The sequence below is a fragment of the Pseudorhodobacter wandonensis genome, from assembly GCF_001202035.1.
Classification (GTDB): domain Bacteria; phylum Pseudomonadota; class Alphaproteobacteria; order Rhodobacterales; family Rhodobacteraceae; genus Pseudorhodobacter; species Pseudorhodobacter wandonensis.
The window spans coordinates 1-22,606 of the sequence record NZ_LGHT01000040.1; the positions used below are offsets into that span (position 1 = coordinate 1).

General features: G+C 59.3%; 20 protein-coding genes and 2 pseudogenes. 9 read left to right on the forward strand and 13 right to left on the reverse strand.

Translation table 11 applies throughout. The annotated features are described in order from the left end of the window. Positions 1 to 836: IS66 family transposase (tnpC, locus tag AKU79_RS13090; RefSeq protein ID WP_156209747.1), on the forward strand; the 836-nt coding region annotated here is incomplete at its 5' end. Positions 837 to 919: 83 nt separating this feature from the next. Here the strand turns inward: tnpC and AKU79_RS13095 are convergent. Then, a complete protein-coding gene (locus AKU79_RS13095) occupies positions 920 to 1,831 on the reverse strand; it encodes a LysR family transcriptional regulator (RefSeq protein ID WP_050524046.1) in 912 nt (303 codons plus the stop codon). Positions 1,832 to 1,953: 122 nt separating this feature from the next. Between AKU79_RS13095 and AKU79_RS13100 the strand changes: the two genes are divergently transcribed. Continuing rightward, positions 1,954 to 2,817 (forward strand): NmrA family NAD(P)-binding protein, encoded by an 864-nt coding sequence (locus AKU79_RS13100; RefSeq protein ID WP_050524047.1) that lies wholly within the window; start codon positions 1,954 to 1,956, stop codon positions 2,815 to 2,817. Positions 2,818 to 3,158: 341 nt separating this feature from the next. Here the strand turns inward: AKU79_RS13100 and AKU79_RS13105 are convergent, their stop codons facing one another. From AKU79_RS13105 to AKU79_RS13150, 11 genes and pseudogenes are all read right to left on the reverse strand, one after another. Then, positions 3,159 to 3,788, reverse strand: coding sequence for a hypothetical protein (locus AKU79_RS13105; protein WP_050524048.1), 630 nt, complete (start codon positions 3,786 to 3,788; stop codon positions 3,159 to 3,161). Between the two features lie 105 nt (positions 3,789 to 3,893). Further along, positions 3,894 to 4,220, reverse strand: a complete 327-nt coding sequence (locus AKU79_RS13110; RefSeq protein WP_408002843.1) for a DUF6915 family protein — start codon at positions 4,218 to 4,220, stop codon at positions 3,894 to 3,896. Positions 4,221 to 4,389: 169 nt separating this feature from the next. Further along, positions 4,390 to 4,827, reverse strand: coding sequence for a hypothetical protein (locus AKU79_RS13115; RefSeq protein ID WP_047997895.1), 438 nt, complete (start codon positions 4,825 to 4,827; stop codon positions 4,390 to 4,392). Then, the gene (locus AKU79_RS13120; protein ID WP_231580182.1) at positions 4,824 to 6,857 is read right to left on the reverse strand and encodes a site-specific integrase; all 2,034 of its coding nucleotides are present in this window, start codon (positions 6,855 to 6,857) and stop codon (positions 4,824 to 4,826) included. The genes AKU79_RS13115 and AKU79_RS13120 overlap by 4 nt, the downstream gene beginning before the upstream one ends. A gap of 110 nt (positions 6,858 to 6,967) precedes the next feature. Next, complete coding sequence (locus AKU79_RS13125) at positions 6,968 to 8,794, reverse strand: hypothetical protein (RefSeq protein ID WP_047998106.1); 1,827 nt, start codon at positions 8,792 to 8,794, stop codon at positions 6,968 to 6,970. Beyond that, positions 8,791 to 10,212: a tyrosine-type recombinase/integrase gene (locus AKU79_RS13130; protein WP_050524050.1), complete on the reverse strand. Its 1,422-nt coding sequence runs from the start codon at positions 10,210 to 10,212 to the stop codon at positions 8,791 to 8,793. The genes AKU79_RS13125 and AKU79_RS13130 overlap by 4 nt, the downstream gene beginning before the upstream one ends. A gap of 195 nt (positions 10,213 to 10,407) precedes the next feature. Further along, a pseudogene (locus AKU79_RS20025) lies at positions 10,408 to 10,551 on the reverse strand (DUF6915 family protein); the annotation flags it as partial. A 1-nt stretch (position 10,552) separates the two neighbouring features. Next, on the reverse strand, positions 10,553 to 10,936 hold the full coding sequence (locus AKU79_RS13135; RefSeq protein ID WP_050524084.1) for a DUF6878 family protein: 384 nt from the start codon (positions 10,934 to 10,936) through the stop codon (positions 10,553 to 10,555). Between the two features lie 79 nt (positions 10,937 to 11,015). Beyond that, positions 11,016 to 11,312, reverse strand: a complete 297-nt coding sequence (locus tag AKU79_RS13140; RefSeq protein ID WP_050524051.1) for a hypothetical protein — start codon at positions 11,310 to 11,312, stop codon at positions 11,016 to 11,018. Positions 11,313 to 11,426: 114 nt separating this feature from the next. After that, positions 11,427 to 11,807, reverse strand: a complete 381-nt coding sequence (locus AKU79_RS13145) for a DUF3768 domain-containing protein (protein WP_050524052.1) — start codon at positions 11,805 to 11,807, stop codon at positions 11,427 to 11,429. A gap of 126 nt (positions 11,808 to 11,933) precedes the next feature. Beyond that, positions 11,934 to 14,105, reverse strand: a complete 2,172-nt coding sequence (locus AKU79_RS13150; protein WP_050524053.1) for a ParB/RepB/Spo0J family partition protein — start codon at positions 14,103 to 14,105, stop codon at positions 11,934 to 11,936. 561 nt (positions 14,106 to 14,666) lie between these two features. Between AKU79_RS13150 and AKU79_RS13160 the strand changes: the two genes are divergently transcribed. Together AKU79_RS13160 and AKU79_RS19780 are read left to right on the forward strand one after the other, a co-directional pair. Beyond that, positions 14,667 to 15,794 carry an IS3 family transposase gene (locus tag AKU79_RS13160; protein ID WP_231580186.1) on the forward strand — a complete coding sequence of 376 codons (1,128 nt, stop codon included), beginning with the start codon at positions 14,667 to 14,669 and terminating at the stop codon, positions 15,792 to 15,794. 27 nt (positions 15,795 to 15,821) lie between these two features. Continuing rightward, positions 15,822 to 16,274 (forward strand): annotated as a pseudogene (locus AKU79_RS19780) (hypothetical protein); the annotation flags it as partial. Here AKU79_RS19780 and AKU79_RS13165 read toward each other — a convergent pair. Beyond that, positions 16,216 to 17,115: an AraC family transcriptional regulator gene (locus tag AKU79_RS13165; protein WP_050524055.1), complete on the reverse strand. Its 900-nt coding sequence runs from the start codon at positions 17,113 to 17,115 to the stop codon at positions 16,216 to 16,218. The pseudogene AKU79_RS19780 and the gene AKU79_RS13165 overlap by 59 nt on opposite strands. Positions 17,116 to 17,262: 147 nt before the next feature. Between AKU79_RS13165 and AKU79_RS13170 the strand changes: the two genes are divergently transcribed. The 5 genes from AKU79_RS13170 to AKU79_RS13190 all read left to right on the forward strand — a co-directional run bounded on the left by AKU79_RS13170 (position 17,263) and on the right by AKU79_RS13190 (position 22,592). Then, a complete protein-coding gene (locus AKU79_RS13170) occupies positions 17,263 to 18,567 on the forward strand; it encodes an extracellular solute-binding protein (protein WP_231580183.1) in 1,305 nt (434 codons plus the stop codon). A 162-nt stretch (positions 18,568 to 18,729) separates the two neighbouring features. Continuing rightward, positions 18,730 to 19,593, forward strand: coding sequence for a carbohydrate ABC transporter permease (locus AKU79_RS13175; RefSeq protein WP_050524057.1), 864 nt, complete (start codon positions 18,730 to 18,732; stop codon positions 19,591 to 19,593). Then, entirely contained in the window at positions 19,590 to 20,402 is an 813-nt protein-coding gene (locus AKU79_RS13180) for a carbohydrate ABC transporter permease (protein ID WP_050524058.1), read from the forward strand. The genes AKU79_RS13175 and AKU79_RS13180 overlap by 4 nt, the downstream gene beginning before the upstream one ends. Before the next feature lie 10 nt (positions 20,403 to 20,412). After that, the gene (locus AKU79_RS13185; protein ID WP_050524059.1) at positions 20,413 to 21,459 is read left to right on the forward strand and encodes an NAD(P)-dependent alcohol dehydrogenase; all 1,047 of its coding nucleotides are present in this window, start codon (positions 20,413 to 20,415) and stop codon (positions 21,457 to 21,459) included. Beyond that, complete coding sequence (locus AKU79_RS13190) at positions 21,459 to 22,592, forward strand: ABC transporter ATP-binding protein (RefSeq protein WP_050524060.1); 1,134 nt, start codon at positions 21,459 to 21,461, stop codon at positions 22,590 to 22,592. The genes AKU79_RS13185 and AKU79_RS13190 overlap by 1 nt, the downstream gene beginning before the upstream one ends. The last annotated feature ends 14 nt before the right edge of the window (positions 22,593 to 22,606 follow it).

A 22,606-nucleotide genomic window follows, 5' to 3' on the forward strand; every position in this document is an offset into this window, starting at 1 on the left:
GCTCATCAAAACTGTTCATGGATGAGACGACAGCCCCGGTGCTGGACCCGGGGCGCGGCACGACAAAAACTGGATATCTCTGGGCGCTGGCCAGCGATGATAGGCGCTGGGGCGGCGATGACCCGCCTGGCGTAGTCTACTTTTACGCCCCCGGTCGGGCGGGGGAGAATGCCGAAAATTTCCTCACAGGCTTCAATGGCATCCTGCAAATCGCCGGCTATACTGGCTACAATCGGCTGACCAAACCCTCGCGCAAGGGCGGCGTGCCCATTCGGGTGGCGCATTGCTGGGCGCATGCGCGGCGTAAGCTCAAGGAAGTATTTGACCGCGACGGATCAGAGATCGCGGCCGAAGGTCTGCGTCGCATCGCCGAGTTCTACGCCGTCGAGGCCGACATCCGTGGCATCTCGCCCGGTCAGCGTCTCTCTGCCCGACAATCCCGAGCTGCGCCATTGGTGGCGGCCTTCGGTGACTGGCTGCAGGCACAACGCCGCAAGATCTCCGCCAAATCCCGGCTGGGCGAAAAGCTGACCTACATCCATAACCATTGGGACGGGTTGCAAACATTCCTGACCGACGGCCGCGTCGAGATCGACTCCAACAGGGTTGAAAACCTGATCCGCCCCATCGCCCTCAATCGTAAAAACGCACTCTTCGCGGGCCATGACGAAGGCGGAATCGCCTGGGGCCGCATCGCCTCCCTGATCGAAACCTGCAAGATCAATGGCATCGAGCCCTTCGCCTACTTGAAGGCAACCCTGACCGCGATCGCCAATGGCCATCCTCAAAGCCGCATCGACGATCTGCTGCCATGGAACTTCAGGCCGTCAAGCTGAGTTGAACGTGCTGCCCAGCGACCGCTTACAGTTGAACGTGCTGCCCAGCGACCGCTTACAATTCTCATTGGTAATTTGTAACCTTATTCAACCCAAGAGGCCTTACTCTGGCAGGTCTCAATGAATGTCCGTAATGCGTTGGATGTAAACCGGTTGGGGTAGTAGAGCCTTGGCCCATCCAGAGGCTGCCAGTGGTCGTTCAGGATCGGCACAAGCGTCTGTGCGCGAAAATCGTCCTCGAGCCAATTGCGGAACATGGCGATGATCCCCATCCCCGCCCGCGCATAACTCAATCCGGAGTTCAGGGCATTCACGCTGAGGACCAAGCGTGTGACAGGCTCGACCGTGATGGCCTGACCTCCGTTTTGCAATGTCCACGGGAGCAGAGGCCCACCCGGCAGGCGGTATCGTATCGCATCATGCGTGGTCAGTTGGGCAGGAGTTTCTGTGAAACCATGTGCCTCCACATAGGCGGGCGAGGCGGCAAGCGCAATCTGCTGGCGGCGCGGTCCAATGGGGATGGAGATCATGTCCTTTTCAAGCGATGCGCCGTAGCGAATTCCCGCATCGCAATCAGACGCAACGATATCGACCATGCCGTTGTCCACGACAATCTCGACCACAACAGCCGGGTGTCGATGCTGAAATGCGGCCAGAATAGGCGGCAGGATGTCGGGCATGACTGCACCCGGCGCATTGATTTTCAACCGGCCACTCACATGGCCCGCCGACCCTGCAGTTTCAGCACAAGCGGCGCGCACTTCGGCCATGAGTGGCGCGATCCGTTCCGCCAATGCGCGCCCTTGGTCCGTCGCTCTCATGCTGCGCGTCGTGCGCAACAGGAGCGGGACACCGAGCTGTATCTCGATCCGCGCCACCGTGGTGCTGACGTTCGACGGCGCAACCCCGAGACGCCGCGCCGCCGCTCGAAAGCCACCCTCCTCAAGGACCGTCAGAAACACGATCAGATCGTCTTGGGATATATCGTTCTTCATGGAGAACAGGCTATTCGACATTTGGCAGATTATCAAAGACAGAAAGAACAGTGAATGATCCTGATGTAACCGGCGCCGGCCGACATGAGGGACCGGCGGACAGGAATGGAAAGGACAAAGCTATGTTGATCGTAACCGGGGCAACGGGCCAGCTTGGCCGCAAAATTGTTGAAAATCTGCTGCATCACGTCGCCGCCGAGCGCATCGGGGTCAGTGTCCGCGACACCGCAAAAGCCGAGGCATTCACGGCGCTTGGTGTGCGCGTACGCCAAGGCGATTATAACGATCCAGAGAGTTTGCGCCACGCTTGGGACGGGGCCGAACACTTGCTTCTCGTGTCTTCGAACGCTGCAGCGAGCGGGGGGAATCCTTTGGCACAACACGCGACGGCCATCGACGTGGCCCGCGACATTGGGGTGGAGCGCATATTTTACACCAGTCAGGTGTCCAGTTCGCCGGACTCGCATTTCCCTCCGGGTCGCGATCATGCGGCAACGGAAGCGATGCTCGCGACATCGGGGACGTCATGGACGGCCTTGCGCCACGGTTTTTACGCGGCGAGTGCTGTGATGATGAATGCCAAGGGCTTGAAAGCGGGGCGATTGGCTGCCCCGCAAGATGGGAAAGTCGCGTGGACGACCCATGACGATCTCGCTGCGGTGGATGCAGCCTTGCTCGCGGGGCAGGAGGTGATTGACGGCCCGACGCCGCCGTTGACCGGGGCTGAAGCGCTCGACCTTGCCGAGCTGGCGGAGCGCGCGGGTCAGATAATGGGCAGGCCTGTCGAACGCGTTTTGATCAGCGAAGATGTCCTGCAAGCAAATGCGCGGGCCTCCGGTGTCCCGGAAGGCTCAATCGCCGTTATGTTGGGCTACTACCGCGCGGCGCGGGCGGGTGAATTCTCAACGGTCGATCCTACACTGTCACGTATCCTCGGGCGGGCACCGCAGACGATGAGCGCCGTATTACAAGCCAGTCTCAGGTAGGGATCCTCTGTTGCTGTTCGAGAGACCTGTAGCAGGACATCGAACATAACCGAGTTCTAAAACCTGTTGGTACCTCAGAGTGTGGACCGCTTAGGTGTCCCAATTCACCGATAGTGGAACCGCCAGAAAAGAAAAAGGCGGCATCCGGGAGGAGGTGGATGCCGCCGTTTAGCTTGGATCGGTTTAGGGAGGAGGAGAGAACCAATCACAAGACTTAAGATAGAGGCAATGCTGCAGGCGCACAACAGCTGAGCCATGAGATTTCTGCATTGCAGCATTGCGGGAGGCGTGATGCCGGCAGTACCGCGCGCGAGTCTCGCCGCCTTAGCAGGCCAATTCGCCTATAGGTGGGCTTGACCCAGATCGGCATTGGGCGGCTGTTTTGGCGCAGGAGCAGGCACCGCACGTCGCGCCTCCGGCAAACAGTCGGTCTCATAGTCGCCGACGAACCCCCAACAGGAGTCGACCTCTTCGCCGTCCTGCTCAATCACATAGCCATAGACCCGCCCGTCGAGATAGGCGTCGTAGCTGACAATTTCGCCGCACAGGATCTCGGCTGCCTTTTCGCGCAGCGCCTTGGTGACGCGTTTCGCACCGAGCCCCTCCCGGACCGCTTCAAGCGTCACGTATACGAAGCCGACCTGAGCGGAATCCCACGGGCAGTGGAACCCGATGGTGTTCATCGCGAGACCGGAATGGTCATAGAGAAACACGGGCAGAATGACCGCCTTACGCTCCGCACGGTCGCGCAACTGTTCCAGCGAGAGATCACTGTGATCCGAAACATCGGCAAGATCGCGCAGGAACACCTCGGGGCTGTCGAAGGGGTGGCTGTCGCCCAGACGATAGCGCCGATGCCAGCAGATCAGCGTGCCGAGGTTGGACCACTCCCGCGGGCTTTCAGCATCGGGGTCGTGGTAGATCGTGATGACGTGGCCCTTGTAGGTCTCCTCATAGACAGGGTCGTTCATATCGATGTCCTTTCTAGAAACGCAATCGACCCGCCGAGCCGGTTGTGGCGCAGGCGGGTCGAAGTGGATGGGATCTGGTGGTTGGTGCGTTTGCCGCCTGGCGGATCAAGCGGCGGCGCGGTTCTTGCGATGTTGGATGTGCTCGACCGAGACCTTGAGAAGCCAATCCTCGAAACCAAGAATGGTTTGGCGATTGGAGACCGCCTCGATCCAGACCGCGCGCGGATCGCTGCCGATCTGCGTCGGATCGTTGTCGATCCGGCCATTGGCCATCCACGGCTCCGGCTGAATTCGCCCAAGCCAGTCCGCCAGCGATGGGATGCGCCCCTGGCAGTCTTCGCGCACATGCTGCTCGCCGATCCAGCGGATCGGGACGGCCCGGCCCGCGCTGTTGGTCAGACTGTGTCCAAAAATCCGTTGGGCCTCGAAGATACCGACGGCATGTTATCTGGACAGTCAAGCTGTCTCTTAAGGAAAACACCCTGCGATCATTGGGGTTTTCCTGAGTGGCATCGATGAGACAATTCATGGGGGCTCCCTCTCTATCTTATCCCTGTTTCACCCCCACCCAGCTCACCTCTTCCTCTCCCTGATCATGACTTCAGATGCCGCCCTGGGACGGCGGACTGAACGGCAGGACTTTCGGGTCGGCCCGCGCGATCTGTGCTTCAAGAACCGCAATCAGGCGGCGTTGTTCTTCACCCTTCAGCGCGAGTACCTGGATTTGTTGCGCTAGGGTTTTGACGGTCGCGCGCAGCTCTGCCAGTTCGCCGCCGCGGGCGGCCCTCAGCTCGGCTTCGAGTTCACGGATACGGGCTTTCAATCCTGCGACTGATCCCGACCGGAACCGCGCCTCTGCCGCACGAAATTCCGCAAGAACGGCAGTGGCCCGGTTGGCTGTGGCGCGGCTGACGCCGGCCTCGCACGCGAGATTGGCGACACTGAGGCGCCCGTCGGTATGCTCTGAGGCTCCTTCGAGCAGCCGCTTCATGGCGGCGCGCAAGGCGTCTTCGGTCTTCTGACTGACGGGCCATGTCATAGCTTTGGGTCCTCCAAGTGCGCGATCAGTCCGCGCTTTCGATCATTGTCCTGCGCGATTGCGACCTTCTGAAATGCCGACAGGGTGTTGCCCTGCAGGAGGCGCTCGCCCTCCTCGATCGAGGTCCGCCAGGGCGCGACATGGCGCGTGGTCAGGCAGGAATTGGGGCAGCGGTCAGGGCTGCAACGCGAAATCACCGGGGCCTCCGGCTTGTCGTCGGGCCGCAGGCAGAGGGCGCTGGCGGGCTCAAAGAAGCAATCGTTCAGAAATCCGACATGCAGCGTCTTTCCAAGATGCGCCAGCATCGTTCGAAGGCGTTTCTGGTCGAGGATGCGCCCGGGCAGATCACCGAGGGTGTCCCGGACGTGGTCGAACTCCTGCTTGAGACGGGACGAAGCCGGTCCGCCGGGCTCGTCACCCTGCAGGTAGGCCTCATAATAGGCGACCACATCGTCCAATTGGCCAAGGGCGCGTTCCTGCTCGACCGCCCGGCGAAAATCTCCGTGCGGCGCACCGGCATAGCCCTCGAACATCGCCACGGAGGCATGCTTGTACTGGATCTTTCCGGCAATCACGCCGAAAGGGCGGTTCGCGATGTACCATGCGATGGTGCGCCGGAACTGGCGGGTGCTGAAATGCCAGGGGCGTCCGTCGACATGTGGAATTGCGGGCGGGTTTGCGACCTTTGCATCCAGACCGTCGCGGAACATCTTGATGATCGGCGACGCCTGCGCGGCAAGGTAATCCGCCGTCCAGTCCCAAGGCTTCAACGAGACCCAAAGAGATCTCAGGTCGCGCTCGCCGCGTGCGCGCCGTGACAGGACTTCCAAAGCATCGACCGCTCGGGCGACCGGCGCGATAGTGATCCAATCGGCGGAAACACCCGCCGCCTCGCGGTGCTTATAGACGTTGCTGCGTACCCGATAGCGCTCGATCAGGTTGTCAGCACTGCGTTCAACCGAAACGCAGCCCGGCTCCATGTCCTGCAACTCGCTGTCGCGCATCCCCGTCAGATACGCGCAGACGATGTAGCAGGCCGCCTGCAGCATCTGCTCTTCATGTGGCAGGCTGTCCGTGTCGAAACGCTCCCGCCAGGGCAGGCCGGTATCGGGATCGAGGGTGATCGGGGTATCCATTCCGCCGACCTCGGTTCCCATCTCACCCGCCATCTGGTCCAGCATCCTCACGGTCGCGGTGGAACTACTGAGGTTCCCCGTTTGAGGACAGCCGATCTGAAGGCACATCAGCCTGAAATTATACGCGTTGCCTTCCCTAACATCGGGGACACCGCGGGTGGTGTTTGGACGGCGCTCCCAGAGTGGCACGCCCCGCCCTTCCGCCCGACGGGCCTCGAGCCAGGTGCGAAGACGGTAGCGAAACCGTTCGTGGCGGGTCTGGCGCGCATCCTCGGCAATAATCTGGGCAGCGCGGGCTTTAAGGCGATCCAGCTCTTCGCGCGCCGCGAGGATATCCGGAGCGAAGACATCGACGTATCGCATCGACCAGTGGAGCAGTGCGCCGATGACCGGTTCGGGGATGCGCGGCGTGGTGTTCTCCGAGCTCGTCCGGCTCCGACCGCTGACATTGCTTGCCGTGCGCCCACCCCAGGGCAGGAAGGGAATGCCGCCCCCGGTCACCCATGGCCCAAAATGATGGAGGTCGATGGGGACATCGACATAGAGGCGGATCTGTTGCGATGAACGTGCGCCGTCTGCCCCCAGATGCGCCAGATACGCGTCCAGCACTTGCTGGTCGACGCGCGCCAGTTCGACGGAACCGATACGATCGTGCAGGAACTCTCCGAAATGGCGCAGGAACAGCAATGTGCCCTTGGCGGTCGAGGGGCCGCAAGGGCCCCGGTAGCTGCGCAGAGGCGCCTGAAGGCGGGCAAGCATATACTCCTTGGCGAGCCGTCGAAGCGCGGGGTCTTCGATGGCGCCGAAGTCCACGCGAAACGCTGCCGGACGCGCGTTGGCGCGAAACATCGCTGGACTGAGATCCCAGACATCGTCGCCGAAGCGGGACAGCATCGACCGCTCCGATCCCGGTCTGAGCGGTCTGCCTGCGAGGATGTCGGTGTCGTCGGGATGGATTGCCGATGGCAGCGATGGCCTTGCGGTCGTGCAGTCTGGATTTGCTCTCATGCGAGACCCGCCTCCGGGGGAAGGTAGATCTGTGCCGATTGACTGGCCGTGAGGGCACGCGCGGCGGCTAAATCGGGCTCAGAGAATTGCGGCAATATCTGCGCAGAGATCCTGTGGTGGACCCGCCCGAACTTCGCCTGCCAATCTGCTTCGGACAAAACCTTGCGCTGGTCCACCACGAAATCCAGAAACGCCATCAGCGCGGGAAGCTTGCGAGTGGTGATGACGCCGTTGCGGCATTCGAGGCAGCCCCAGAACGGCACCGGGCAGGCCTCTCCCGACGTGGCGAACGGGCTGCTGTAGAAGCCGGAACAGCTTGCCAGCCATACATCCTGTTCGCCTGCCAGCAATGCCGGAACATCGGTCGCCAAGCCCTCCGGAAAACCGGGCTGAGCCGAAGACGGAGCTGCCAAGACTTCGACCTCGGCCTCCGGGGTCAACACGGTAGGCTGCAACGCATCTTCGACAGCGTCCATCAGCGCCTCGGCGATGGTAGCTTCGTGTATCGGCCGCAAGGCGGGAATGTCCCCATAGTGGTTCGCAGCAACCTCGACGGTATGTCCAACCGCAAACCGGCGCAGCTGACCGCCGGTCTTGCGATACCACGCAGCCTTGTGGGTCTTGCGCAAACGCGAGAGGCAGAGCTTCAACGGCTTCCCGTAATCATCCTGCAACCCGTGATGTTTGACCCAGACCTTTCTAGCGGATTGCATCGGCAGAACGACATCGGTCAGGCGCCCGCGGCAGTAAAACGTGAAAAGCTGCTCGCTCTTGAGATGACCGCGCGCCGTTGCGGTCCACTGAATTGCGAGGCGCAGGAGGCCGCCCGGGGTGCCTGACCCTCCGTCCCGAACCCGCAGCCGCTTCCACTCGGCATGACGGGCGCGGCGCTTGCAATACTCGATCTCGACATATCCGCTGGACGGGTTCTTGAGGCAGTCGGCACGCAGGGTCTTGATCGCTTCGATCTCGAGACCGGTCTCCAGCGACAGCAAAACAAAAAGGGCAATCAGATCGCCAAGAAGCAGATGCCGCGTGCCATGCATCCTGTCGCTCAGCCCCTCATTCGAAATCCCTGCATAGTTCCGTGCCCCGTAGAGTTGACGAAAAAGGTCGTTCTTGACGGTAATGAAACCGACACGGTCGATCTCCGCGAAGGCGTCCATCTCCAGCCGGTCGATGCGTGTCTCGCACTCCTGTTCAAGCGCCGGACGGAATCGCTGCATGATCGCTGCAACATCGGCACGTGCGGCCACCTTCAAGGCCACCCGGACACTGTCGCTGTAGGCATCGCGCGGGCGCGGTGGAACACCCGGGCGCGTACTGACATAGAATAATCGGCGGGAAGCCTCTTCGGAAAGGCGGCCTGGTTCGCCCGCATCCGCCAACCGCAGCAGCATCACTACATCTCCCATCTGGTGGCGGCGATGGTTGGGATGCTGCCCGCGCTCATCCATCCAGGCGTCGAAGCCTTCGATGGTAGCAACATCAATCTCGGCAAGCGCCTGTACGGATGAGTCTGTCGCATCGAGATAGCGCCAGAACCGATGGATGGCTTCGGCCAATGACATGGCGGTGCGGACGGTGCCGGCAGGGCCACCGACCTGACATGCCTGCCAGAGTGCCAGCGTGAAGGCCCGTGCAAGCGAATTGCGACCCGGCAAACGCGTCAGGTCCATCGTCGCAGTCTGTCCGGCCAAGGCAATCTCGAAACGGCGGGCGGTGATGGCAATGGCGGCCGCGGGACCGGGATCGGAAAGATTGTCAGGAAAACTCGCGCGTCGCCCTGGGCGGGGCTGTGAGACGCGGGCTCTGCCGGTCATCGATCCTCCGCCATGAGTTCGTCGGTCCAGCGATCCGCCGCCGCATCGACGAGTTCCTGCGCCTCGGCAAGGCTGTCGAGATAGATGTAGGTGCTAGCGATGTTCGCGTGGCCGAGGAGGTGCTGGAGATGGCGGAGCGGATCGCCAAGCATCTGCCGATAGGCAGCACCGTGCGCATCGGTCGGGTTGAAGATCCTGCCCACCTGTTCGCGGATCAGCATCGACAACATGTTGACCGCAAAGGTGTGCCGCAACATGTGCGGTGTGACGATGATATTGAGGCCGAAGGCCTGGCACCGCTGGCTTGCCCTACGAAACGCTACCTCCCAAGTACCCGACGACACGGGCTGGCCGCGTTCCGTGAGCCAGAGCGATGCGTGTTCAGGCATCCCATCAGGCGATCGCAGCAGCCGTTGGCGGTCTTGCGCAAGGAGCCTGGTCAGCGCGATGCGCCGACCACTGTCATCAATGGCGTTGCGGCCATCGGGTGACAATACAAAGGGGACGGCCGGACGAGGCGGCGCCTTGGCGGCGGCAATCCGGCGCTCGATATCGACGTAATCCCCGATCTGCTTGAGCACCCGGCGCGGCAACCGGATGCGTCGCGGGCGTTCGCCCTTGGTGATCACGGCCGGCAGATCGAAAGGAAGTATCCGTGGGCTGTCGGAGATCAGCCGGGGCAGTTCGTCTATGATCAGGCTACCGGCCTCGCCGAGGCGCATGCCTGTCGTGACGAGCAGTTCCGCGAAAACGGCATTCCGCTCGCCATTGCGGCCGCGCCAGGCTGGGTCCTCGGACCCGTCCGGCAATTTACCCCTCAGGCCGATATCCCGGAATACGAGGTAGCGCCCGAGATCGACGAATTGCATGTCATGCGGGCGCGCGGCACGTTCCCGCGCCCTGTTCCCCTCAACCACCTTCGGCGTTCCTCGCCCATGACCATGGCGAAAGGACAGGTCATATCGAAACGGCGAGGATGCGATCAGTCCCTCTTCAAGCGCCCACCGATACAGTTTGTCGAGCGCCGCGATCGCCCTGTTCCAACTGGATGCCGAAATCCGGAACGGTGCATCCGACAAACGCCGTGCATGGTGAAACGCGATGACATCGTTGTAATCGGCACGCCAAAGCTGCTTTCCACCACGCCGTTCTTCCAGAAACCGCATCCAGACGAAGATGTCATGGGCGTAGGCGCGCAAACTGTGCCGCGAACGCACCCCCATGGTCGGACAGGCGCGAAAGAACCGGTTCACGTCATGCAAGTAGCTTCCGTCCCGATCCAGTAAGAAGGGCATGCCATCCATCAGGTCGATCTTGCCAGCGGCCTCCGTCAGGGACACGGAAAGATCGGCCGGAACGCCTTCGACCGAAACGGGCGCGCGCAGCGCCGATCCGTCGGTGAAATAAAGCTGCGTCATCCATCCTCCAAAGGCGTTCGCGTCCAGCAAACGACGCCCGCGACTCCAGTCGCGCTAAAACCGAAGCGCCGCCAGCCCCGTCCCTACGGCCCTTTTGATGGAGAGCGGGCCGGGGCTGGCTCATCTCTCAATCCTAAGGTTCCGCATAACCCGCACCATGCACAGGAATAAGACGCTTCCATAGAGTCAGGATAAGGTATGGTGTTTCTGGGCTCTGTGAACGAAAAGACCTAGGTGCTCTTTCGATGAGTCAAACCAATCATGCACATGCTGATAATCATCCGGCACACCGCCGAACTTTCGGGCCGAGCTTTCTGCGTGATGGAGGGGATGTGCCATATCAGAGCCCCTCGTGTTCGGTGGTCTCAGACACGATATAGCGGTTCGAGTGGCTGACATCGATCTTGTCCACCTCGAGCGCCCAGGTCAGTTCGCCATAGCCGCCTTCATTGTTCTCGAAACCGGGGCTCAGCGCATAGGCGAAGTCCCAGCCGAAGTCTTCGACCCTGCGCCGCAACTCGTCCGTCAGGGTGACTGTGTCAGGGGTCACGACAACATCCTCGACATTGCCGGAATCGCCGTAGCCTTCGTATTGCACCTCGATGCCGGTTACGCCTAGGGCGCGCAACTCGGAGAGAAGCGCCGCGCGGGTCTCAACCCGCTGTTCGGCAGCCCGTCTCTGGGAGTCGAGCATCTGCGTATAGAAATCAGTCGCTTGTGTCATGTTTTTGGTCCTTTGGAATTGAGGGAAGGGGAGGTCGACCGTTACGAGAAGCCGCCCCGGTGGTTTCCTTAAGCGGGCTTCAGGCTGCAGCGTCACCGCGGTTTTCAACCGTCCGGTCAACCAGGTTGAAATAGAGGTTCTCGGTCGCACGCTTGAAACCCGGTGGTTTGCGCGGGGCGAGGCAGCGCACCGAAGCGCTGCAACTCTCGCCATGCTCCATCGCGAACTGCGTTACCTTTTCGATCAGGTCATCCATGCCCGCGGCCTGGATACGCTTTTCCGGGTAGCTCCCTAGCATCTGGAACTGGGTAACAACGAAGGCGCCATCGCGATGCGCGGGGTAGAGGGTGATCTGGTAGTCGAGTGTCTTGGCCATCTCTGGTCTCCTGCGGCGGGCGGGCGCGGTATCGCGCCCCTTGGAACCCGCTAGCCCGAAAGGACCGCCCTTTGTGCAAGGGCGATCCGGGGCGGTGAGTAGGGATTGGAGGCGTCAGTATTCCGATGGGAGAAGGAGGGTCAGAACGCGACGCGTCTGCGCGGGATCAGAGGGCTCTGGCGACCCGTACGTGTAGTCGACGTCATACAGGTCGAGTTTGAACCAGACGGTTGTACCATCGAGGTCGATGATGCCCATCTCGTGCCATCCCTGCGGATCACTGTCGGCATTGAACCCCTCGAAGGCGGCGACACGTCGGGTCAATTCCAGTTGCGCATCGATCCCAAGCGCCGCGACGCCGCGTGTCATCACGAACTGGCCCTGCGGGGCATCGGCGACCGGGGTCGTGCCGAGGATAGAGCGGCGAAACGCGTCATTCTGGGCGGCGATGCGTGCGGCTTCCTGGACGGGATCGAGGTCAAGGGTGGTGGTCATGGGATGTCTCCGGGACGGGCCAGCCGATCCGATATCGGCTGTAGGCAACCCGTCGGCCGGAAAGGGCCGCCCTCGATGTGAGGACGGCCCTAGGCTCACGACGGGATAAAATCAGTGACCGTTTCGTCAGGCCGCATCCCCGCTGAGGAAGGCGGGCAAGGACGATGGTTCATCGCTCTCCGCCTCGGCCAGAGCGTCTGCGGCGGGCACGTCGCCTTCCTCGGCCTCGGGCGCATCGCCAATCATTTTGGCGTCGGCCTCCGTCGCACCGGCAAACAGCATCCCGTCGGGCAACCAGCGCGTCGTTTTTGCAGCTGTCGCCGCGTCGAAACCTTCCGTCTCGCCGGCCGTTTCCGCAAAAGCCCGTTCCATAGCTGCCCCGATATCGCCCTTGCGCTCGCGATTGCGTTCTTCGGCGTAGTCGTCGCCAATCAGCTTGCGCGCAGTGGCCACAGCATGCCCCTTGTTTACCCGCCCCCAGTAGTTCTGCGCGGTCGGGCGCCAGCAGGCCGCCACATCGACATCGAGCCGCGCGCCGATCTCCTCGATGATTGGGGATGGGCGATTGTCTGAGGAGAGTTGCGGCTTGACCGCGAGACCCGTCGCCCAAGCGAAAAGCGCCTGTTTGTCGGCAATAGGCAGCGCCGACATCGCCCGGAAGTCCTCGGGTTTCTCGAGCTTCATCCAATCGGTGGCGAAGCCCCGTTCCAGCGCCTCGAGCATCTTCTGGGCGACAGTGTCCGCATGCAACACCTCGCGGTTCTGCGCCTGGAAGGCCCGGATCGAGATATCGAGCGCCTCGTTGTTGTAGGACCGCCCCAGAACCTGCTCGCAGAGCGCGTAGAGCATCGCATCGAACGCCACCTCGAAATCCGCTGCCAGATGCGCCCGCAGAATATGCTGGCGCGTGGCCCGCAGATCATCCGCCAAGCTCGCCGAAATCCCATCCGCCTTGCGCAAAGTCGCGGCCGGGTCGGAGGTCGGCACCGGCGTGGAGGAGGTCGGCGGCGTCACGTGTGGGCGGGCAGGTGAGGGGGCACCATCCGCATCTGCGGTGGTCTCGTCAGGTTCGGGCGCAGCAGGAATATCCTCCGGTCGCACGAGGCCTTTCTCGACGCGCAACACCCCATCATGACCGATGGTCAGAACGACACCGGCGATAGCGCGATCTTCGTCTGCGTAAGGTTGCCGTTCGCGCTGCAGGGCCTCGATTTCGCGCAGCCGCGGCTCAATGGCGTAGTATTCTTCCGTCTCAGCGTCGGTCCAATCCTTGCCGTCATTCTGCGCCGCCAATTCTTCTTCGCGCGCGATGAGGCGTTCCTCCTCAGCCAGCAGGTCCGGATCAGGCTCAACGTCCTGCGGATAGACCCGCCCGAAGCTGCGAAACGCGCCGTAATCCACCGAGAGATGCACCTCGACCCATTTCCACGCCGCCTCGAAGGGTTTGGCAGCGGTTTGCAGTTTCTCGATGGCGAGACGTTCCAGAAGTTCGGGGTTTTCCATATGGGCGCTAGCGCGGTCGTCAAAGAGATCGCGCAGCAGAACCCCGCCCGCCGCCTCGTATGCCTCGATGCCGACAAAGCGCCCGAGGGCCGAGTTCGCCGAATGCGCGGTCTCGGTCAGGTGGCGTTTGATGCTTTGCGGGTGGATATGATAGCCGCCCTTCACCGCATTCCAGACCGCCAGTTGACGATCATGGTCGTCGGTCAGCGTGAAGGCCATGACGCACTCGAGGGTCAGATCGCCCGCGCGGAACTGCTCGATGATCTCGGGCGCGACACGGGCGAGTTTGAGGCGACGGCGCACCAGGTCAACCGAGACGCCGAATTTCAGCGCGATCTCTTCCTCGCTTCGCCCCTCGGCGATCATCGCCTCAAAAGCTTCGAACTGGTCGGCCGGGTGCATTGCCGCGCGCTGGAGGTTTTCCGTAGCGGAGGTGAGAATGGCGTTGCGCTCGTCCTCCACGAGGCAGGGCACCGGGTGATCAGCGGGGATGACACCGTCATTGGCGAGTTGCTTCAGCGCCTGGAGGCGGCGACCGCCGGCATCGACTGCAAAACGGGCCTCAGACAGCGCATGAACCACAAGATTTTGCTTGATGCCGGTCTCACGAATACTTGCGAAGAGTTCCGCGTCATCCTTCTCACTTGTGGCCACTTTGCGGACGTTGAGCGGGCTGAGTTCCAGTTGGTCGAGCGGTATCATCCGGATGTCGGCAGCGCCGTCAGGTGTTGCCGATCCGGCGGCTTCGGTTTTCGTCGCGGTGGCGGGTTTCGGTCGGGTTGAGGTCTTGGCCATGATCAGGGTCCTTGTCACGCCGGACCCGGAAGAGGCTCTCTCTATCCTTTCAAGCCCGGCAACCGGGCTTCCCTTTCTCTGGCTTTTTTAGTTTGCATGGTGACGGCGTGCCCTCACTGGAATTCACTTTTTGACAGCTCCCATGACATGTACTCCGAATTGATAACATGTTGTTTTTTAGTAGGTTTCACACTTAAGGGTAGCGCGCTCCCAGTTACAAATTTGATTCCTGTAAGGTGATGGATTGGACGCCCCTCCTGCCGGTTCGCAATTGAGCCGGAGTGACCTAAAATGGTCGCAATAGGGGGGGGGATAACACAATGGAAAACGTACGTAATTTTGGCATAGACTTAGCCAAGCGCACGTTCGCGATCTGCGGGGCCGATAAGTTCGGTTACCTATCCATTGAACTGGCCCCCGTTTCGACCGGACACTCGGGCATAACCATGGAGGCTTAGGGATAGCCCTAAGCACGTGCTTATGTCTGACTATGAAATCATCACCGATGGCGGCCGCAGGCGTCGCTGGACGTCGTCCGAGAAGCTGCGGATCGTAGAGGAGATGCTGGACGAGAGGGCCAGCATCTCGGTTGTTGCGCGCCGTAATGGCGTGGCACCGAACCTGTTGTATCGTTGGCGGCGTCTGATGCTGGAAGGAGGAGCCGTGGCCGTGTCAGGAGGTGATGACGTCACAAGCAACCGGGCCGTCCGGCAGATGGAAGATCGCATCCGGGGAACTGGAGCGCCAGCTCGGGCGCAAGACGCTGGAGGTCGAGATCCTCGAGGAGGTGCTCGACAAGTCGCGCTCAAAAAAACTGACGTGGCATGTGCAGTCGCAGCCCAAGGGCGGTTCCCGATGAGCATCGTGGCCGAAACTCTGGGCGTCTCCAGATCGAACCTGCACGCCCGCGTGACGGGATGCGCGAAGCCGCGACGGCGCTATCATAAAGCGCAAGACGCGGCGGTGGTGCGGCTCATCACCGCGCTGGTGGCGGCGCGACCGACCTACGGATATCGTCGCATCACGGCCATCCTGAGCCGGCAGTTGCGTGCCACCGGCGCATCGCCTGTTAATCACAAACGCGTCTACCGGATCATGCAGGCCCAAAACCTGCTGCTGGCGCGTCGCTACCCCGAACGGTCCGATCGCGCGCACAACGGCAAGGTCGTGACCATGCGATCGAACCTGCGATGGTGCTCCGACGGCTTCGAGTTCACATGCTGGAATGGTGACATCGTTTGCGGCGCATTCATTATCGATGCCCACGACCGCGAGATCATAGATTGGTGCGCCGTCGCCAACGCAGGCATCAGCGGATCAGACGTGCGCGACATAATGCTGGCGGCGGTGGAGGCGCGGTTTGGCGGTCACCGTGCGCCGCACCAGGTCGAGATGCTCAGCGACAACGGTTCGCTTTACATCGCCAAGGACACCCGCATCTTCGCCCGCCAGCTCGGCCTGAAACCCTGCTATACCCCGGTGAAGAGCCCGCAGAGCAATGGGATATCCGAGGCATTCGTGAACACGCTCAAGCGGGACTACGGGAACGTCACACCGCTGCCAGACGCCGTCACCGTCCTTGGGTTGATTGCCGGATGGTTCGAAGACTACAATGAGAACCACCCGCATTCGGGGCTGAAGATGCGCTCACCACGCGAGTTCATCGCAGCTCAAACCGCAACCGCCTGAGTGTCCGGTGATACGGGGGCAAGATCATCCATTCGCTACACCGAGAGGCTGGGAGAAGCTGGCATCGAACCCTCTGTCGGCAGTGTCGGCGACACTTACGAGAACGCCTTGGCCGAGACCATCAACCGCCTCTACAAGGCCGAAGTCATCCATCGCGGCGGCCCTTGGCGCTGCTTCGAGGCCGTCGAATACGCGACGCTCGAATGGGTGGACTGGCTCGACAATCGCCGCTTCCTCGAACCTATCGGGAATATCCCGCCCGCGGAGACAGAGACCAACTTCTGCGCAGCTCTAGAAACTGAAGACATGGCCGCGAAACTAACGACAATCAGCCTCCGGAAAACCCGGCGCAGTTTAAGCTTCCGGGCCACCAACAACAAGAGGCTCTCTACCTATCCGACCCAAATGCTATCAAGGTGCACTATGAGAACTGGCGCGCAGCCTTACGGTATTCAGATGGCTTCATACCAGCGACCTTGAAGAACATGCGATTGAAGTTTGACACGTTTCGAAATCCAGACTCAAAGCAGATTTCGGTCACAGGCATGTCACTGTCGCGGAGAAGCTGCTTGGCAGTCCAGACTTTAAGAATAGTGACATGGTCGGTGAAGGTGTTCCCGGTCTGCTTTTTGAAGAACCGTGAGAAGGCAGCCTCTGACATCCCCACGTTGTCGGCGACTTCTTCGATCCTCGGGCTCTCCAAGAAGTTTTCCTGTAGATAACCAAGCGCGGTTTCCAAACGTCTGAGTCCTATTTCGCCCCCGCTCCGGGATCCGGTTGCAAAGCGCTGCGTCGCCAATGTCCGCACATTTGTTGCTTGCAGCATCCTACCAAGTAGTTCCATCATCAACCCAAGGCGCTGCAAACCACTGTGTTGGCCAATCTCCTCCAGAATCGAGGCGCAGACCTGTGCGTCCTTTCCCATGAATTCCAGTCCGAGCTTTGCCTGTGCGAACAGTGACTGAAGTAAGCTCAGTTCCGGAATCCTTTTGCGAGCGTCCAGAAGAATGCCGGGGTGGAACTGCAAAATAACATCTCGGTTGCGGATGAGTTTTCCATCTGCTGGCAGCGTGATCCAGTTATGAGGCAGATCACTCCCGACCATGACGAGGTGGCCAGGTTCAAAATTTCCAATGTAATCGCCGATATAGCAAAGGCCCGAGCTCTTTCGAATGAGATGAATCTCAATCTCGGGGTGGTAGTTCCATACATTTCTGCGCCAGGGATAGTCATCCGTTCTCCAAAGCAAACTGGACCCGTCTGGGATAGAAATATGTTCATAGTAGGCATTTTCATCGCCTACTTCTGGTGATTTGTCCATCCTGCCTACTTTCTACAACTCCTACTCAGGATCATTAAACTATAGAAAGTTGATGTCTAGTGCCGTATTTTCACGGCAAGTGTCCGCTTAGTCTCAGTGCAAGTGCATTGGAGGATGCGCTGTTAACAAGAGCTCTGGGAGGATCTAATGAAATCCACATTTTCTAAACTTGCTACGTCGACAGCTGCGAGCGCGATGGTGCTTGGTTCGCTGAGCGTTGGGGCAATTACACTGACACCGCAGGCCGCTGTTGCTGACGGGCATGCTGTATGTTCCAAACCCGTCCAAATTTTAGCACAGCCACGCGACGGTCTGACACTTCTGGAAGAGTATGCATCCGAGTTCGAAGAGCTGTCTGGCGCATCTTTTCAGATCGACTACTTGAACGAAGGCGATCGTCGAGCAAAATCGCAAGCAGATGCCGCAACCATCGGTAACTACAACGTATACTACGTCGACGAAGCCAACCTGGCTCTGTTCGCGTCCTCCGGCTGGATCGCTCCTCTCTTGGATCACTATCCTGAGGAGTACGACTACAACGACTTTGATCCCGGCCGCATCGCAACGGCGACCTACGACGGCACAGTCTACTTTGCGCCGATCTTGGGCGGTGGCGACCTGATGGTTTATCGCAAAGACCTGCTTGAGGCCGCTGGCATCGAACCGCCGACCACGCTGGAAGAGTTGAAAGCGGCAGTCGAAGCGCTGCACGACCCAGATAACGGAATTTACGGGATCGGCTTGCGCGGGCAGCGCGGCTCGGGTGCAAACGTGTGGCGCTGGATGCCCTATTTTAAAGGCATGGGTGGCGAATGGTTTGACGCCGATGGCAATGCTGCGATGAACAGTGAAGCCGGCATCATGGCGACGGAAACCTATTTGGAACTCTTCCGGTATTCGGCCCCAGGTACCCAGACGGGCAGCTGGGATGAATCCACCGGCGCTTTCCGGGCCGGTCAGATCGCGTTGATCATCGAGTCTGCTCCGCTTGGCGGCATTACTCTGGATGAGTCACAGTCGCAGGTTGCTGATTTGGTCGGTTTTGCTCGCCCTCCGGCCCCTCTGACAGGGGGTGGTTTCGGCCACGGCTTTGCAATCGGCACGCGGGCTAACGCAGATGATGCTGCGCTTGATTGCGCCGGTCTTTGGGCCGCTTGGGCAACTTCCAAAGAGAACGAAATGCGCCGTCTCGAAGCGGGACAAGCAGGTGAGTTGAACCGCCTGAGCGTTATCGGAAGCGACCTGTTCGCTGAGACCTTCGGCACTGAACTCCCGGCGGCTTTGGCTGACACGGCTGAAGTCACGGCTGTGAACTTCTGGCAAGATGCACGCTGGCAGGAATTGGGCGGTCAGTGGGGTATCATCCTCGAAGAGTTGATCACAGGCACCCGAGACGACGTTCCTGCCGCTCTGGCGGAGCTGGAAGAGTTTGCCAACGACCTTGTAGAGTAACCTCCCTGCCAGCAAGGTGCAGGCGCCGCCCAAACCACCGGGCGGCGTCAATACCTCCGGAAACGAGCTCGCCGACCGGGCAGCTGAATAATTCAGCACACATCCAATCAAAAAGCTGGCTTAAGCCAGTTGAAAACAACCTGACAACTCGGGGGAGGACACATGAACAGTCGTCAGACACTACCCTATACGTTCTTGGTGCCGACGATACTGGTGCTGATGGTGTTGGCTTTCGTTCCGCTTGGCTATGCGATCAACATCTCTTTTCAAGACCGGACGCTGATTTCACCAAATAGCAGCTACATTGGCTTTGAGAACTACATCGACCTTTTCTCAGATCGCCGGTTCAAGAATGCGCTGTGGGTGTCATTCAAGTGGGAAATCATCACGGTAACGTCGACAATGATTGCCGCAGTCGGCCTTGGTGTCCTCATGTTCGAGACACTCAAGCCACGCACGCGAAACCTAATGTGCTTGGTGTTTCTCATCCCAGTTCTTTTGCCACGTGTTTCTGCGGCTTTCGTTTGGAGCTTCGCGTTTCACCCGCTCTACGGCATCGTGACGTATCCCTACCGGGCAATAACCGGCAAGCCACTTGATCTCCTGACCAATCCAGACACAGCGCTATTTGCGGTTGCTTTCGTCGATCTTTGGCAGTGGGGTTTCTTTTTTGCTGTCATCGTCCTGAAGCTGCTTGAGTCCTTGCCACCACAACCGCTCGAGGCGGCCCGATTGGATTATGCGAAGACATGGCAAATCCACGCTTTCATCACCTGGCCCATGTTGAAAGCGCCGCTGGTCAGTCTGGCGCTCGTCAAAGCCATCGAGTCGCTCCGGTCCTTTGATCTTGTCTACATCATGACCCGCGGCGGGCCTGGGATCACAACCGAAACGCTGGATATGTACGCTTTTTCACAAGGCTTCATCGAGGCGGGTAAGATCTCATACGCGTCAAGCATGGCAGTCATCATGATGGTTCTGACCGTCGTAATCTTCACATTCATCTGGAAGAGGGTTCGGACATGAAAGCCTCTCATATCATCGGCAAAGCGTTCCTCGCGCTTATGGCCTTTATCGTTCTGTTCCCAATCTTCTGGACGGCGCTCAATGCGTTCAAAGTGAATGCCGACATTCTGGTGACCACACCAAAGTTCGTCTTTGAACCGACCTTTGACAACATCGCTTATGTGCTTAGCCGCAACAGTGTAATGGCGGCACTGACAAACTCGCTCGTGATTTCGCTGACCTCCGTGGTCATCGGGATCGCCCTAGGACTACCTGCTGCCTATGCTGTAGCGCGTTATCCGAACCGGTGGACGGAAGAGATCCAGTTCTTCGTTTTGTCCTTGCGGTTCCTGCCGCCTGTGGCCGTCGCTATTCCGCTCATGGTGATTTGGCTAAATCTCGGCCTTTATGACAGCTGGACGGCAATGATCGCGACGTATTCGTTGCTGACGATCTCCATCACGATCTGGCTGGCGGTACCGGCTTTTCAGCAAGTTCCAAAAGCAATTGAGGAAGCCGCACGTGTCGACGGTTATGGCGCCTATGCGGTGTTCCTCAAGATCGCTCTACCCGTCGCAATGAAGACGCTCATTGGCGCTATCGCGTTTAGCTTTGTACTGATTTGGAACGAGTTCCTTATCGCTTTGATGCTGACCACGGGCAAAGCCAAGACGTTGCCAATCGTTGCTTCGGAGATGTCTCAGGTCGGGATGGATGTGCCTTGGGGCATCTTGAACGCCGCAGTCATTCTTCTGTCGATCCCCCCGCTCCTGCTTTTGGGCCTTCTGAGCGGGTTTATGAACTCGATGTTCTCAAACAAATCACGATAGGCGACCAGATATGCAAGCTCTTGTATTGGAAAAGAAAGGTGAGTTGACAATTCGCGAGATCGACCTGCCAACGAAACTTGGGCCTGAAGATGTTCGGATTGCAATCCACACCGTCGGTGTGTGTGGCAGTGACGTCCACTATTACACCCATGGCGGTATTGGTGACTACATCGTCCGCCAGCCGATGGTTCTGGGCCATGAAGGCGCAGGCACTATTGTCGAAATCGGCAGTCGGGTCGCCAATCTAAAGGTCGGGGATCGGGTCTGTATGGAGCCTGGCATTCCCAATCTCTCATCCCGAGCGTCCAAACTCGGTATCTACAACGTGGACCCGGAAGTGACCTTTTGGGCGACGCCTCCCGATCACGGCATTCTGACGCCGGAAGTAATTCACCCTGCAGCATTTACCTACCGACTGCCGGACAATGTGAGTTTTGCTGAAGGAGCGATGGTTGAGCCCTTCGCGGTTGGGATGCATTCGGCAGCTCGTGCGCGCATTATGCCAGGCGACGTCGCCGTTGTGACTGGGGCTGGCACCATAGGCATGATGGTTGCGCTTGCCGCGCTTGCGGGTGGCTGCAGTAAGGTGATCGTATCCGACATTTCTGCCGAAAAGCTGGAAATTGCCGGAAGCTATGATGGCATCATTCCGGTTGATGTCCGAGCATCAAACCTGGTCGATGAAGTTGCTGCCCACACCGATAACTGGGGCGCTGATATCGTTTTTGAGGCCAGCGGCGCACCGCAGGTGTTCGACGATATTCTGAAAGTGGTGCGTCCGGGTGGCGCATTGGTCCTTGTCGGCTTGCCGCCCGACCGGGTGCCTCTGGACGTGAATGGTGCCATCGCAAGGGAAATCCGGATCGAAACAGTCTTTCGGTATGCAAACGTGTTTGACCGCGCTCTCGGCCTCATCGCATCCGGCAAGGTCAACCTTCGACCACTCATCACCGAGACGTTTCCGTTCTCACAATCAATCGAAGCTTTTGAACGCGCAGCCGAGGGCCGACCAGCGGACATAAAACTTCAAATCGTTATTCCTGGGGAGGAACCCTGATGGCAGGTATCGTCTGTAAGCATCTCAATAAGAAATATGGTGAGGTTGAAGTTGTCCCGGACTTCAACCTTGAAGTCGAAGATCACGAGTTTGTCGTCTTTCTGGGCCCATCTGGCTGCGGCAAATCCACGATCTTGCGCATGCTTGCCGGATTGGAGGACATCACCGGTGGCGAGTTGAGCATCGGTGGCAAGATCGTCAACGACGCTGAACCAGGTGATCGCGGGATCGCTATGGTGTTTCAGAACTACGCGCTCTACCCGCACATGTCGATCAAGGACAATATCGCCTTCGGTCTGCGTCGGCTGAAGACATCCAAAAAGGAGATAAACGAGCGCGTCGATGCCGTCACAAAAATGCTTGGGCTTGAGCCCTACCTTGATCGCAAACCCACCGAGCTTTCAGGCGGGCAGCAACAACGTGTCGCGATTGCCCGTGCCATGATCAAGACACCTGATGTGTTTTTATTCGATGAGCCTCTCTCGAACCTTGATGCAAAATTGCGTGCACACATGCGCTATGAAATCGCGCGACTTCATAAAGAGCTTAAGACCACATCTGTCTACGTTACTCATGATCAGATGGAGGCGATGACGCTCGCCGATCGTATCGTCTTGCTCAATGCTGGTGAAATCGAACAAGTCGGCTCACCAGAGGAGATCTACGACTATCCTGAGACGCTCTTCGTAGCGGGGTTCATTGGAACACCGTCAATGAGCTTTCTCGATCTTGATGTCAGCAAAACAAGTGACGGATGGACTTTAAGCGGCACAGGAATCGTTCTCGAAATTGCAGGGGAACAATTCGCGCTCAACGAGAATGCCAAAGTTGTCATGGGCATACGTCCATCCAAATTTCATCTCGTCGACAAGCCCATTCATGGCAAGACAGTTACGAGCCGAGCGGAGTTTGTAGAGTTTCATGGCGACGAGGTGCTTGTGGGTTTCAGCATTGGTGAAACTCAGATCACGGCATTTGTTAAGGCAGGAAATCGACCGCAGGAAGGTGATACGGTTCACTTCGCAGTCGAAGAAAACGAGATTCATCTCTTCGACAAGAAGTCCGAGCGTACTTTGCGGCAGGGCACCAGCCCAAGCGCAGCATCTCCGGTTTTGGCTGAGGTAGGAACCTAAAGAGGACTCATCGA